At 70.1% G+C, this 13551-nt stretch carries 13 protein-coding genes; all 13 read left to right on the forward strand.

The genetic code is table 11. The annotated features are described in order from the left end of the window. Positions 1-77: 77 nt before the first annotated feature. The 13 genes from IE206_RS40425 to IE206_RS40485 all read left to right on the forward strand — a co-directional run bounded on the left by IE206_RS40425 (position 78) and on the right by IE206_RS40485 (position 13458). Positions 78-905: a hypothetical protein gene (locus IE206_RS40425; RefSeq protein WP_189971473.1), complete on the forward strand. Its 828-nt coding sequence runs from the start codon at positions 78-80 to the stop codon at positions 903-905. Beyond that, positions 902-1237 carry a hypothetical protein gene (locus tag IE206_RS40430; protein WP_189971475.1) on the forward strand — a complete coding sequence of 112 codons (336 nt, stop codon included), beginning with the start codon at positions 902-904 and terminating at the stop codon, positions 1235-1237. The genes IE206_RS40425 and IE206_RS40430 overlap by 4 nt, the downstream gene beginning before the upstream one ends. A gap of 35 nt (positions 1238-1272) precedes the next feature. Next, positions 1273-2634, forward strand: a complete 1362-nt coding sequence (locus tag IE206_RS40435; protein WP_189971477.1) for a hypothetical protein — start codon at positions 1273-1275, stop codon at positions 2632-2634. A 2-nt stretch (positions 2635-2636) separates the two neighbouring features. After that, positions 2637-3155, forward strand: coding sequence for a DUF6197 family protein (locus tag IE206_RS40440; protein WP_189971479.1), 519 nt, complete (start codon positions 2637-2639; stop codon positions 3153-3155). Positions 3156-3160: 5 nt separating this feature from the next. Then, positions 3161-3763 carry a hypothetical protein gene (locus tag IE206_RS40445; protein ID WP_189971481.1) on the forward strand — a complete coding sequence of 201 codons (603 nt, stop codon included), beginning with the start codon at positions 3161-3163 and terminating at the stop codon, positions 3761-3763. 126 nt (positions 3764-3889) lie between these two features. Then, positions 3890-5638 (forward strand): hypothetical protein, encoded by a 1749-nt coding sequence (locus tag IE206_RS40450; protein WP_189971483.1) that lies wholly within the window; start codon positions 3890-3892, stop codon positions 5636-5638. Further along, the gene (locus tag IE206_RS40455) at positions 5638-6012 is read left to right on the forward strand and encodes a hypothetical protein (RefSeq protein WP_189971485.1); all 375 of its coding nucleotides are present in this window, start codon (positions 5638-5640) and stop codon (positions 6010-6012) included. The genes IE206_RS40450 and IE206_RS40455 overlap by 1 nt, the downstream gene beginning before the upstream one ends. Before the next feature lie 105 nt (positions 6013-6117). After that, entirely contained in the window at positions 6118-8364 is a 2247-nt protein-coding gene (locus IE206_RS40460) for a hypothetical protein (protein WP_189971487.1), read from the forward strand. 265 nt (positions 8365-8629) lie between these two features. Then, complete coding sequence (locus tag IE206_RS40465; RefSeq protein WP_189971489.1) at positions 8630-9799, forward strand: hypothetical protein; 1170 nt, start codon at positions 8630-8632, stop codon at positions 9797-9799. A 63-nt stretch (positions 9800-9862) separates the two neighbouring features. Continuing rightward, positions 9863-10129, forward strand: a complete 267-nt coding sequence (locus IE206_RS40470) for a hypothetical protein (RefSeq protein WP_189971491.1) — start codon at positions 9863-9865, stop codon at positions 10127-10129. Positions 10130-10209: 80 nt separating this feature from the next. After that, positions 10210-10986: a RapZ C-terminal domain-containing protein gene (locus IE206_RS40475; protein WP_189971493.1), complete on the forward strand. Its 777-nt coding sequence runs from the start codon at positions 10210-10212 to the stop codon at positions 10984-10986. Positions 10987-11432: 446 nt separating this feature from the next. Beyond that, positions 11433-12098: an HAD-IA family hydrolase gene (locus IE206_RS40480; protein WP_189971494.1), complete on the forward strand. Its 666-nt coding sequence runs from the start codon at positions 11433-11435 to the stop codon at positions 12096-12098. A 121-nt stretch (positions 12099-12219) separates the two neighbouring features. Continuing rightward, a complete protein-coding gene (locus IE206_RS40485) occupies positions 12220-13458 on the forward strand; it encodes a helix-turn-helix domain-containing protein (RefSeq protein WP_189971496.1) in 1239 nt (412 codons plus the stop codon). Positions 13459-13551: the final 93 nt, after the last annotated feature.

The raw sequence follows: 13551 nt of genomic DNA on the forward strand, positions 1-13551 counted from the left end.
GCACGCTGCGCGCACCTCTGGGCCGCCGAGCACCACCCCCACCCCCGTACCGCCGCCCTCACCGAGGAGAGGCCGAAGTGACCATGACCGAGCACACCACCCCCCAGCCGTCCGCCGCCGAGGCCGAGTACGAGGCGCTCGTCGACCCGGAGTTCATCACCGTGCCGCGCCGCCTCCCGCTGTCGCTGCGCATCGTGCGGACGACCGTCCTCGACGAACTGCGCGCCGACGTCGCCCAGGCCGACAAGGACGTGAAGGCGTACGAGGCCATCGCGGACACGTGGGCCGAGGCGTACGAGACGGAGGCGCGCCTCGCCAACGAGGCCGAGAAGCGCGCCGACGACGCCGAGCGGGTCGCGAACGAGATCGCGGACACCCTCGAAACCGTGTCCCGGGACCGCAGGGAACTGCGGGCCGCGGGGCGGGATTTGACCGACATCCTGTCGAACGGGGACGCCCGGATCGAGGACGCGATCCGTGAGATTGCCGGAGTGCTGATCCGGCACGCCGCCGCGTTCGACATCGACCCGGACCTCGTCCGGCGCGGCGAGGCGCAGCTCGCCGTGATCGGACAGACCGACCGGGCGCCGGACGAAGCGCGCGAGGAGCGCGACGAGGCCGATCGCCTGTTGCGGGCCGCGTACCGCTACCCGCACGAGTCGACAAGCCCTGCGCTCATCGCCGACCACCTCAGCGGGTGCGAGCAGTGCGCCGCCGCCCTGCGAGAGATCCCCGACGAGGACCTCCTCACGGTGCGCGAGTTCGCCGTGTTCGACCAGAGCGCCCGCGCGAACCAGTTGATCTGCGCCGAGGCGAGGCGCCGGCAGCCCACGTTCTCGACCCTGGTCACGGTTCTCGCCCAGATGCAGCACGAGGACACCGCGACGGCAGGAGCCCGCGCATGATCCGCCTCGCCCGTCACCTGCGCACCATCCGCCAGGACCCGAAGCAGACCGACTCTGACGTCATCGCCGCCGAGGAGCGCGCAGACGCCGCCGAGCACCGCGCCGACGAGGCCGACGAGCTGAACGAGGAGCAGGGGCGCCAGCTCGCCGAGCTGCGCACGCACCTCGCCCGGCTCGCCGAGGACTACGTCGACTTGGGCGAGGCCTACGCCGCCAAGTCCCGCGAGCTGATCAACACCCGATGGGGCCGTGACGTCCTGCTGCGGCTCTTGCTCGCCGAGCTGGACATCACCGGAACGGACACCGACCGGCCGACGGTGACCGCCCCGTGAGCGCCCACCCGTACGACCATCCGAAAGGGCCCGCAGTGAGCACGACCCCCGAGAACACGGCCGTGCCGCGTACCCGCGCGGCGCGGGCCGCCATCGACCAGATCACCGTCAGCCGTGAGGCCGCCGCCGCCTCCGAGGCCGCGAAGGTCGGGAAGGTTCAGGGACGCGAGGACCGCAAGACCAACCGCCTGCGCGGCAAGTTGGAGCGCCAGGCCCTGAAGGAGAACGGCACGGCTGCCTCGAAGCGCCGCCGGTCGCGTACTCGCACGGAGCGCGCCGAGCGCGTTGGCCGTCTGATGACCAAGCGCCGCGCGCTGACTATCACTGTCGTCGCGTTCCTCGTGTCCGTCGGCGCGTCCCTGCCACTCCAAATCGACTACTTCGCCGGTCTCCACAACGCCGCCACCCCCGGGCAGGTGCTCGGCTGGATCGGTGTCTCCCTCGCCCTGGTCGTCGAGTGCGCCGCGTGGGTGTTCGTGATCCACGGCTTGGACGCCGCTCTCAGGGGCGGAGCCGTCGGCCGGTACCGCGTCGGCGCTTTCGCCCTCGCCGGGGTCGCCGCCTACATCAACTACCGGCACGGAAGCGAGCTGTTCGGACCCGTCGCCGGTTGGGCCCTCGCGCTCGCAGCGTTGTTGTCCGTCGCCGCCGTCGAGTCGTATGTAGCCCTCCAGAAGGACACCGGCCACGCGAAGGGCAAGCGGAAGTCGCTGGAGGAGCGCCGCGCCGACTGGGCGTTCCGCCTCTCGCACCCGGTCGCCGCGTTCTGCTCCTGGCGCCTGAAGACCATCCACGGCACCGACATGACCCCGCGCGAGGCCCGCGAGGTGTGGTGGGAGCTGAAGCATCAGGCCGGGCTCGGCCTGACCGAGGAAGTCATCAAGAACGCCGCGACGACGCGCGCCAAGGTGACCGCCGCTCTCGGTCAGCTCGCCGCCGCCCCCTACCAGGACACCGCCGACGACGACCCCGACGGACCCGTACTCATCATCCCGGGCGTCACCGCCACCCCCTCCACCGTGACCCTCGTCGACGTCCTCGGCAGGCCCCTGAAGGGCACGAAATTCCCCGTCCCGTCTGGGAAGCAGGCCCTTCGAGGACCCGCCGGCGGAACACGCATCGCACGGACCGAGGACGAGTGGAACGCGCTTATCGACGCCGCCGCCGAGGCCCTGCCGAAGCTGGAGGAGCGGGCCGAGAGTGACGGCCGACTGATCGGGCCCGAGGGCACCATCAGCCCGCGCACACTCGCCAAGGCGGTAGGCATTCGCGCCGAGCAGGGCGCGGAGTTGATTGACCGGCTCGGCTCGGCTCGCGGGATGACCCTGCGGAACTTCCGCCGGGTGAACGGGCACGCCTTCGGCGAACCGAGGCGCCTGGAAGCGGCGGGGGTCTGACGATGGCCGCCACCAACACGAGCGGCCAGACCGGCCGCCGCCTCCCGGCGGCGGCCCCGGCCCCCGCGGTGCACGCGGTGCCGGTCGTCATCGGCGGGCGCCGCAGGGTGCTGGCTGTGCCCCCGCCTCCCGGACGCGGCCGGACACTCCTGCCCCGGTCCGTCCGTACCGCCCTGTCCAACTGGGGCCTTGTCTACGACTCCGTGGCCCAGCCCCTCATCCCCTCCGCCCACCTGATCCAGCTCACACACCTTCTTCAGGCGTGGGGATGGGGGCAGTCCTTCGACATCAGCCCGTCCGGGCGCCTGTGCATCCGGGGTGGTCAGACCGTCCTCGAACACCACGGCTACGTGACCCCCGCCGGGCGGGCCCGCGCTGTCGAGTACATGCGCGCCACCCTCGCCGAGGCCGGGGTGTCCATGGAGTTCTACGCCTGGAACGACCTTTCGGGCCGCACTTTTGGCGACGTCGAAACGCTTTTGAACCGGTCGGCCGCCGCCGCCCTGAGCAACAAGGAGTAGCGCTGATGAACCCCGATGAGCGCGACGAGTTCGACCGGCTCACTGCCGGGTGGGACCAGCACGAGAAGGTCGACATCATCGACCACACCCCCTACGGCGGCGCCCCGTCCGGTAAGACCGGCCTCACCCCGCGCGGAAAGATCGTCCTGGGGCTTGCCGGCGCGGCCATCCTCGGCGCCTCCCTGGTCGGCTACACCGCCTACTCCGCAGACTCCGACCAGGCCGACGCCCGCGCCCAGGAGATCACTCTTCAGCGGGAGCGCCTGGAGCTGGAGCGCATGAGGGAGATCAACAAGGCCAACGCTCAGGCCGCCACCGACCGGCAGACCGTGCTGAATGCCTGCATCAAGGACGGCTCGGCGCAGATCGGCAAGAGCGGCGGCCCCTGGAACCGCACGCAGGTCGTCGACGAGTGCCAGAAGCTCGGCGACGGCGCCGGTTGGTCCGACACCAAGACCGGCAAGGACATGACCAATGCCGCCAGTTCCAGCGGCCTGAACGCCCACGACGGCGGTAGCGGTGGCGGCTCCGGAAACGGCCTGCTGTGGATCGTCGGCGGCGGTGCGGTCCTCGCCGTGATCGGCGCCAAGAAGGCCAAGAAGGCGTAGCAGTTACCGACTTACTTACTTACTACTTCCCAGGTCAGAGGCCCTCTTGTGTGCCCGCGCGGGCACGCGCGGGGCCTCCTGGCGGGGAAGTAGTAAGTAGGTACGAAGTGAGAGTGACGACGACTCATGGACGAGACCACCGGCGCCCCGGGCGCCAGCCCGGAGCCCGCCCCGGTCCCGGCTCCGCCGGCGGACGAGCCGCGGGGCTTCCTCGCCTCGGCTCTGGCCCCGATCGCCCCCGCCCATCCGGCCGCCGACGACACCGACGACGAGGCCGCCGGGTCGAGCGCCGACTACCACCACAGCGACGACGGCGACGAGGACGAAGAGGGGACCAGCCGCGGCAAGAGCGAAGGCAGCGTGATCCGCGCGTTCCTCCTCGCGGCTGCCGAGCGCTACCGCAAGGGTGCCGGGGCGAACATCAAGCGCCTGGAGGCCGACAAGGCCAAACACCAGGCCCACCAGACCAAGACCGCCCACACGATCAGCGAGAACCGGGTCGGCGGCACGACCACGACCAACACCAACGCGAACAAAAGCGACAAGGCCCACAAGGGCGCGAACCTGCGCCAGCACACCGGAAACAACACCAGCCAGGCCAAGAGCAACAAGGACGCCAAAAAGGCGGACACCACCGGCCGCGACGACAAGCACCACAAGCAGGACGCGAACAAGCACAACCGGGATGCCAAGACCGCCAGGGACGACAAGAACCACGACACCGCTGCGAAGTCCTCGAAGGACTCCAAGGACGACAAGCACGCCGACAGCCGCGCGGCCAAGACTGGCCGCGACGACAAGAACACCACCACCGTCCACGACGGCACCGGCGGCCAGGGCCTCGCCCCCGCCCCGAAGGGGACCACCGCCAAGGACAAGGACGGCGGCAAGTCGACCGGCGACAAGGGCGGCAAGGACGAGAAGGCCCCCGCCGCCAAGGACAACGGCCAGAAGCCGAAGACCAGCGAGAAGGACCCGGCCGTCAAGGACGACGGCGAGAAGCCGAAGGCCGGAGAGAAGACCGAAAAGAGCGACAAGCCCGAGGCAGCCAAGACCGACAAGGACGGCAAGGACACCGCTGCCCAGGGCGACGACAAGACCAAGCAGGGCCAGACACCCACCGGCGGCCGCCCGCGTACGCAGTCCTCCCGCGAGGCCGGATACCGCGACGGCAACCGGGCCGCCCGGGGCGTCGCCCACATCGAGGCGTACCGCGACGGTGCCCGCGACGGCTACGCCGACGGACGCGAGCAGGCCCAGCAGGAGCGCAAGCAGCTCGACCAGGCCCGCGACGAGCGCAAAGCCGACCGCTCCCCACAGAACCCGCAGGAAGGAAGTTCCCCCGTGAGCGGCCACAGCAGCGCCGACTACCACCAGCCCGCGGCCGCCCCCGGCAGCGGACAGGCGACCTCGGACGTCACTCCCGTTCAGGTCAACAGCGTGGACAAGGAAGGCGTCCAGCTCGGTGCCGGCGCCGCCCGCGCGTCGATGACCCGAGGTGAGGTCCGCACCCTCAAGGCGTTCGAGCGCCGGTTGAAGGCGCGGGCCGCTGACATGGTCAAGGTCGCCGAAGTCCTCAAGGCTCTGGTCGCCTACGAGAATCAGCAGGCCAGGAGCGCGTACACGCTGATGGAGAAGACCAAGGGGGTTCGCGGCGGGGCGAAGCTGCTGCCCACGCTCCGCCGCCTTGCCGAGGCCGCCAAGGTGCAGGCGGCGGCCGCCGAGGAATCCCGCAAGCGCGCTGTCCGCGCCGCCGAGTCCTGCCGGGTTGTCCTTGCCAACGTCGAGAAACGGGACGGGCTGATTTACAAGGCCGTTGTCGACTCGCCCGAGACTGTCCCCGCCGAGAAGGCGTTTTACGAGGAGACCGCCTAATGGCTGCGAAGGTCACATACCGTCAGCTCCGCCGCGAAGTTCAGGCCCTCGCGAAGAACGTCCGCAAGGGCGCCGAGCAGATCCGCCAGCGGACCACGGTCATCGACGCGGCCGCGAAGGACACCGGCAAGGTGGCCGAGCAGATCGGCCGCATGGGCGTAGCCCAGGCCACCATCGCCGAAACCGCGGAACTTGCCAAGATCATGGCCGGTCTGTCGAAGGCGGTCATTGCCTACGCCGTCTCCACCGACACCACCGCCAAGGCAGCCAAGGCCGTTGACGACCAGGCCAAGGCCTCGCACGAGGGCATTCAGCAGGCCATGAACCGCAGCCCCGACGCCGCGAAAGACACCCGCTGGTACCAGCAGCAATAGGCCGGGAGCAGGGGGAGGGCGCCGGATGGAGCCCTTGGCCCTCCCCCTGATTACCAGCTGATTACCAGCGGATACCGTCACGCATTCGAGAGGGAACCCCTGCTTATGTCCACCACCGCTACCAACGCCCAGGCCGCCAGCAACACCGAGCGCCGGGTAGCCATCGCCACCACTGCGGCCCCTTTCGTCATCGGCGCCGGCGCCCCTTTCCTCAACTCCGGCGCCGCCGGATTCGCCGGTCTGGTCGTTGGTGGTGCCGGAGCGTTCGCCGCAGCCAACTACATGAACCGCGTGCCCGCCTCGCTCATGGACCAGCTCCCCGGCAATGACATCCTGCGCGCCCACCGCTCGACCCTGTTCCTGTCCTCGGTCACCTCCGCAACTGCCCTGGCGGTCGGCGCACTTGGGGGAGGGGATGCCGCCGACAATCTGGCGTTCGGGTTCCTGGCCTTCCCTTCCGTTCCGGCCCTGATCTCCCTGGGCTGGTGGGGCGCTGTCTCTCTCGTCCCTCTCAAGCTGCGCACCGTTCTGGGCGGCGCGAAGAAGAAGGCGCCGACCCTCGCCGTGGCCGCCGCCCCTGCCCAGACTGCGGCGCCGGTCTCCTCCCAGGTCGCCGACATCTACCGCAAGTGGGCCGAGTACATCAGCGGCGCCGAGGGCACCAACCCCGGCCAGGAACTCACCGTCCGCGGCCACTACGGCAACACCTGGGCAGGCGTCATCAAGGCCCCCATGCCCGCCCCGGTCAACGTCACCGCCGAAACCGTCGGCGCCCTCTACGAAGTCCCCGCCGCCCAGGTGAAGATCACCCCCGGCCAGCACCCCGGCGTCAAACTCATCACGGTGCACCTGACCCCGCCGCCCGAGGCCGACCCGAGCACCCTCGAAGGACTGTGGGCCCGCCACGTCGCCCGCAAGGGCGGCGTCATGCCCGGAACCCACCTCGAAGACGTCCAGGACGACCCGAACACCGGCGGCCGCGCCGCCCTGGTCGTCGCCGACGAGGACACCGCCCGCCTGCCCCACGTCGACCGCCTCGACCTCGCCGGAGCACTGCGCACCACACCGCTCCTGGTCTCCTACGAGCCGCGCCTCAACCCCCGCGAGGGCGTCATCCGCCTCATGGACAAGAACCCGCTTGAGGAAGGCCGCGCCTTCCCCGGCCTGCACGTTCTCCGGGCCAACGCCAACGGCTACGTCGTGCTCGGCCAGGGCATCAGCGGGTTCCCCTCGCGCCTCCAGATGGCAGACCCCAAGCTGGGTGCACAGCATCTGATCATTGCGGGCGTCACCGGCTCCGGTAAGGGCGGCGTCTCACAGCTCGTCGCCCTGGCCGCCCACGCCAACGGCTACGCGATCATCTACGCCGACCCCAAGGGCAGCTCGAACCCGGCCGTTGCGGAGATGGCCGCCTACGCCGGCACCGGACTGGACGGCGCCATGGGCGCGCTGCGCCTCGCCTACGCCCAGCTCCAGCACCGCATCAAGGAGTCCGAAGAGCAGGGCCTGAAGAACTTCACCCACACCCCTGAGCGGCCCCAGATCACCGTCATCCTCGACGAGGCCTCACGCCTCCTCGGGGAGGAGTCCCCGTACAAGAAGGAAGCCGCCTTCATCGTGGACGCCCTTGCCGCCCAGGGCCGCAGCCTCGGTATCCAGCTCGTCCTCATCAACCAGGTCATGCAGCTCGACCAGCTCGGCGGCCTCGCGAGCATCCGTGACAACGTCTTCATGGGCGGCGCCCTGGTCCTGCTGCGCTCCGACTCCCAGCAAAAGGACTTGGTGGACCTCCCCGACAACTTCAAGGGCTGCAACCCTGCCGACATCCCCGCCGTGTGGCGCGAAGAACGCGGCATCGTCTTCGACCCCGACATGCCCGAGGACGACCCACGCCGCACCTTCGGACTCGGCTACGTGGCCGGTCCTGGCGGGCACCCCGAAATGATGCGCGCCTGGATTCTGGAGGACGCCTCCCCCTACATCGACCACAACCGCATCGCCATCCCCGCCGACTTCCCCGACTGGGACGACCGCGAGGAGATCGCGCTCGTCTGTGTCCTGGAAGACGAGGAAGGCAACTGGTCCGTCGGTGAGATCACCGTTAGCGCCGGCCGCGAACCATCGGCCGATGACAAGGTGTTGGCCGTCCTCGCCGAGCACGCCGACCCGCTCGGACTGGAAGTCATCTACCTGCACAAGGACGCCATCGGCGAGGCCGCCGGACTGGAGGGCTCGACCCTCAACAACGCGCTCTCCAAGCTGGTGAAGACCGACAAGATCCACCGGCAGAAGAAGGACGGCAAGGAGGTGCGCGGCATGTACGGCGCAGGCACCGAACCCGTCACCAGCTGACCGCGCCGCCGGGGCCCCGCTCGGAGGCCCCGGCCACCGGCCGCGCCGAGTCGTCGCGGCTCGGCACGTACCGGATGTGTACTGCTGTCAGTTCCCGAGCAACTGCACGTCAGGCCCGTTGCCCGCGCGCCGGGTGCGGGCCTGTTGTGTCGCAGGGCGGGGGGACTCCCGAGGTGAGTTGTAAGCAAACTGCAAGTTGTACTTGCAGTTGAACTTCAGCTTATGTCATGGTGGTGCCCCGCCCAGCACCGAAGGAGAAACACCCGTGACGAAGCTGACCGACCGCCAGGAAACCGCCCTCCGGCTGGTCCTCGACAACCCGGGCCGCGTCGTGGCCTACCTGCGGGGAGAGCGCGACTACCTGACGATCAACGGCAACACCGAGGGCTCGCTCCAGACCCGCGGCCTCATCCACGCCGTCCACGCCGCCACCGGTACCCGCACCCTCGGGCGCACGGTCCACACGTACGACATCACCGTGTGGGAGCTCACCCCCGCCGGATACGAGGCCCTCGGCATCGAGGACCCCGCCGCCGCACCGGCCGCCGCCGAGGACGACGTCGACCTCCCGCTCCCCGCCTGGTTCGCCAAGGCCTACGAGGCCGAGCTCGCCGAAACCCACACCGACGCCGACGACCCCGCCAACCGGCGCGTACGGGACCACGTCATCAACGGCCGCACCCGCGCCCCGCGTTGGCTCCTCGGCCACCTCGCAGACGTCGCCGCCCTCCTCGCCTACCTCACGGAAGCAAGCAGCGATCTCGCGCCCGCCACCCGGGCAGCCCGCCGCCGCGGCTGCGCCCAGCTCCTCGACGTCCTGCGCCGCCAGGGCGTCAACCCCTGGCCCGGCCACGGGCACGGCGTACGGCCCTGGGGCCAGGACCCGGCCCACTGCGACGACTGCGCCGCCCACGTCGGCCCCCGCCCCCCGGCCGACGTCATCGCCGCCGAGCTCACCGTCGACCAGGAGCTCGACGCCGCCCGCGCCGAGGCAAAGGCCCGGCGCGCCGCGCAACAGGCGCAGGACGAGGACGAGATCGCCGCCGAGCACGGCGAGCACATGCGGCCCGGCGCCCTGGTCCGGCTCACGTGGCACGGCAAGACGACGCCCGGTGTCGTCCAGTCCGTCTACCGCCGCGCCAACGGGCAGGCCGGGGCCGACGTCCTCCTCCCCACTGGCAAAGCGGGCGCCGCCACCGCCGACCAGCTCGCCCCGCTCCCCGAGCGCACACCCGAGGTATCCGGCGAACTCGTCGAAGGCTGGTGGCGCATCACCGACAAGCAGGGCCGAGAACTCGCGCGGGTCGAGGGAGCCACCCGCGAGGAGGCCCTCGCCACTGCCCACCGCATCCCCCGCGTCCGCGCAGCCGTCCGCCGTGACGGCGGCCTCGCCTCCCGCCCCCTGTGGACCTCCGACCTGACCCCGACCGCCTGAGTCCCGCCCAATCGCCGGGCCCTGCCCGGGGCCCGGCAACCACCAGCCATCACAGGGGAACGCATGAGCCACGACACGTACGGCATGTATTTCGAGAGGGCGGCATCGGTCCTCACCTCCGCGCAAAACATTCTGAACAACGGCCCGGACGACCGGCAGATCACGAGGGCACGCGCCGCGATCGAGCTTGGCGAGGCGTACGGCCGACTCGCGGCCATCGCCCACCAGCGTGAGGACTACGAGCTGCGCCGCCGCCAGGCCGAGGAGCAGCGCGCCAACTACGCGGTACCGCTGGACGACACCGACATCGACCGGCCCCCGTTCTCCTGACCACACCACCACATCGCCGGGGCTCTGCCAGAGCCCCGGCCGACTCGACCAACACCATCGACCAGGAGGAGACACCCACCATGAGCGACCCCGACAAGGCGAATGCCCTGCATGCCCTGCGCGACGCGTACCGCCGTCTCGCCGCCCTCGGCACCCGCGCCGACCAGCTCCTGACCCGCACGGCCGAGAGGGCCCGGTTCGACGAACTCCTCGTCACGCAGGAGCGCGCCGCAGAGTTCAGCCTCGACGAGGAGGGCGCAGCCGCCGAGCGGGCCCTCGCCGCCTACATCGAGCAGCCCACCGCGCCCGAGGAGGACGAGCTCCTCCGCTACCACCAGGACCGCGCCGACGTCCTGCGCGAACTCGTCCACGAACACGGTGAAACCCACCTCGCCGAGGCACTCGCCGAGGCCAAGGCGCAAGCAGGCGCAGTGATGCGCCGTCAGGTCCGTGTCCTGTCGTTCGGGTTCGGCCACCACGGCGACCGCCTCCCCGAGCACCTCGTTCCGGATGTGCTCCTCGATCTGCGCCGACACTTCCGCGATCCCCACGTACGCACGGACCTGCGAGGGCTCACCGGCCATGACGAGAAGGTGCGCCGCCACGTCATGGACACCCACGGCATCCGCGCTCTCCTCGACGCGACGGCCGCGGCCGTCAGCGCCTTCGCGTCCGGCCCGACCGCAGCCCCAGTCACGGTGGCCGTCGGCTGTGCGGGCGGCCGGCACCGCAGTGTGGCCTTCGCTGACGCCCTTGGAACATGGCTCGGCGCGGAGTTCTCGGTCCGTGTCGAACACCTCGACGTGCACCGGCCCGTGATCGAGGCCGTACGCACCAAGCCGTTCCCCACCGTCTGACAACACACAAGAGAGCCCCGGCGCGCTAATCGCCGGGGCTCTCTTGCGTCATGAGACCGCCTGCCGGATGGGGGAGTCAACTCCGAGAGTCGCCGGCACGGTGAGGGTTGGGCGCTCACCGTGTCCGGACGATCAACTATCAGGCCGGGGACCGAATGGGGCGGCCCGGCGGTACTGCCCCCATAGCAAGCTGGGCACCGGGCCTGACCCGCGCGCTCCATTCTGGCGAGGGCTGACACAGACGATAGATGCTGGGCGCTTCAGCATGGTGCGGGGGCCTGTAGAACCACCCTGGCCCCGCGGGGCAGGCGCCGACTGACCCAGTGCCGGGTACGCCGACGGCCCGCACCCGGGGGGGGAAAGCGGGCCGTCAGTGACAGTGCCGCGCATCTGGCGCGGTGCCGTACCGTCCACCGTGAGGCCACCCACGGAAGGACACCCCCAGCATGCCCGAAACGACTGCCTCCGCCAACGGCGCGCGGCGCCCCTTTCGGGGCCTGATTCTCGATTTTGTCGGAGTGCTTACCTCGGGCGTTTATGAGGCACACGAACAGTGGTGCGCTGCGCAGGGGCTTGCGCCGGACGCGTGGCGTGCGGCGCTCGGCACCAACCCCGAGGCCCGCGCCTGGTATCAGGCGCTCGAAGTCGGGCGGATGAGCCAAGCAGAGTTCAACCGGCGCACGGCTGTGCTCCTCGGCCTGGACGACGGAGAGAACCTGATGGGCCGTGTGTGGTCCGGTGCTCGCCCTGCGGCCGGGACGATCGGCGTTGCCCGCGCCGCTCGTGCGGCCGGGTACACGGTGGCGCTGCTGTCGAACTCCTTCGGTCTGGACCCGTACGACCCGTACAACCACATCGGCGTGAGGGACCTGTTCGACGTGACCGTGCTCAGCGAACTCGAAGGCGTCGCCAAGCCCGATCCGGTGATCTACCAACGCACCCTTGACCGTATGGGCCTTCCGGCTGCTGAATGCGTGTTCGTCGACGACTACCTCGTCAATCTTCCGCCGGCGCAGGCCCTCGGCATTCACACCGTGCACGCCACCAGCGAGGAAAGCACGGTGGCCGCGCTCGAAACTCTCCTCGGGGTCCGCGCCGCCTGCGCCGCCTGACCCTCCCTGCCGTGTTCCTGGGTACCCGTACCGGTCAACTCCGGTGCGGGCAAACCTGTTTCACCACCTGGTCAAGGCGCGTACCGTCCGAAGTGAGGCCACTCACGTGAGAGGGAATGCCATGACGCAATGGGCGGAGTACAGCACGGGTGAGCGAATCAAGATCCTCCGCGCCGACATCCGGCAGACCGAACTCGCCGAGAAAACAGCTCTTTCGGTCGTGACGATCCAGAAGGCGGAGCAGGACAAGGCGCTGACGCTGCCCACCCTTTTGAAGATCGCGGATGCGCTGAGCGTGGATGCGTCCGTCATTCTCGGCCAGCAGGCGCCCCGCCGGGCCATGGACCAGGCCAGCCGCGCCATGCTGCGCACCTTGGGGCGCACCGTCCACGACACCGCGGCCCGTGTGCTGCCGGACGACATCGAGCCCTCTCCCGTGGCCGAGCTTCAAAGGGCCGTGCGCCGCGCGTGGGACCTGTATTGGGGGGGCGAGTACATCGAACTCGGGGCGGTCCTCGTACCGCTGCTGAAGGAGGCTGCTGCGGCTCTCCACGCCTCGCCCGTCGGCGGCGAGGCCGAAGCGCTGGCCGTGCTCTCCGACGCGAACCAGATCGCCGGGTGCGCCGCGAATCTCCTGGGGGCCCGGGATCTTGCATACGCGGCAGTCGGGCATGCCCGTGTCGCTGCTACCAGGGCGGGTGACCCGCTGCGGTCGGCCCGCGTGGATTCCGCGTACTCCTGGGTGTATCTGCGCGATGGGCGCCTGTCCGACTCGCTCAGCCTCGCCCAGAGGGCGGCCGATGAGGTTGAGCCACGGTATTCCGACACCGCCCCGGAACGGCTGGCCGTGTACGGGAATCTGCTGACCCACTGCGCAGTGACGTCGGCCCGGCTCGATGCTGCCGACCGGGCCGGGGAGTTCCTGTCACAGATGCATGCCGTCGGCGCACGGCTGGGCCGTGAGCACGACTTCCACGGGGCCAGGTTCGGACCTCAGACCGCCGCGACACAGGCCGTCGGCGTCAACGTCACCGTCGGGGAGACAGGGAAGGCCCTCACGCTGATCGACTCCATCCACGAACGGGCCCTCGGGGGACTGGCTGCGGCAGCCCGCAACCGGTACCGGCTCGACGTCGCCATGGCCCAGGCGGACGCGTCCATGTGGGACGCGTCTTTGGACACCCTGGAAGGGGTCTTGACCGGGGCTCCCCAGTGGGCGAGGCACCAGGCGCTGCCAGGGGTCATCGTCGAGAAGATCGGGCATGCATCTACCAGCCGGTTGCGCCGGGTCGCGGCGCTTGTGGGAACTCGGCCGGTCGTCGGCGGTTTCGACACCGCGACCGCGAAAACTGTGCTGTAGCGGACCACTTGAGGCCGTTGACTGAGCAACGGTCGTACGGGGCAGACGACTTGAGTTCTGACGGATCGTCAAAGTCGTCCGCCCCATTTCTTC

Source organism: Streptomyces violascens (assembly GCF_014649955.1).
Lineage (GTDB): Bacteria > Actinomycetota > Actinomycetes > Streptomycetales > Streptomycetaceae > Streptomyces > Streptomyces violascens.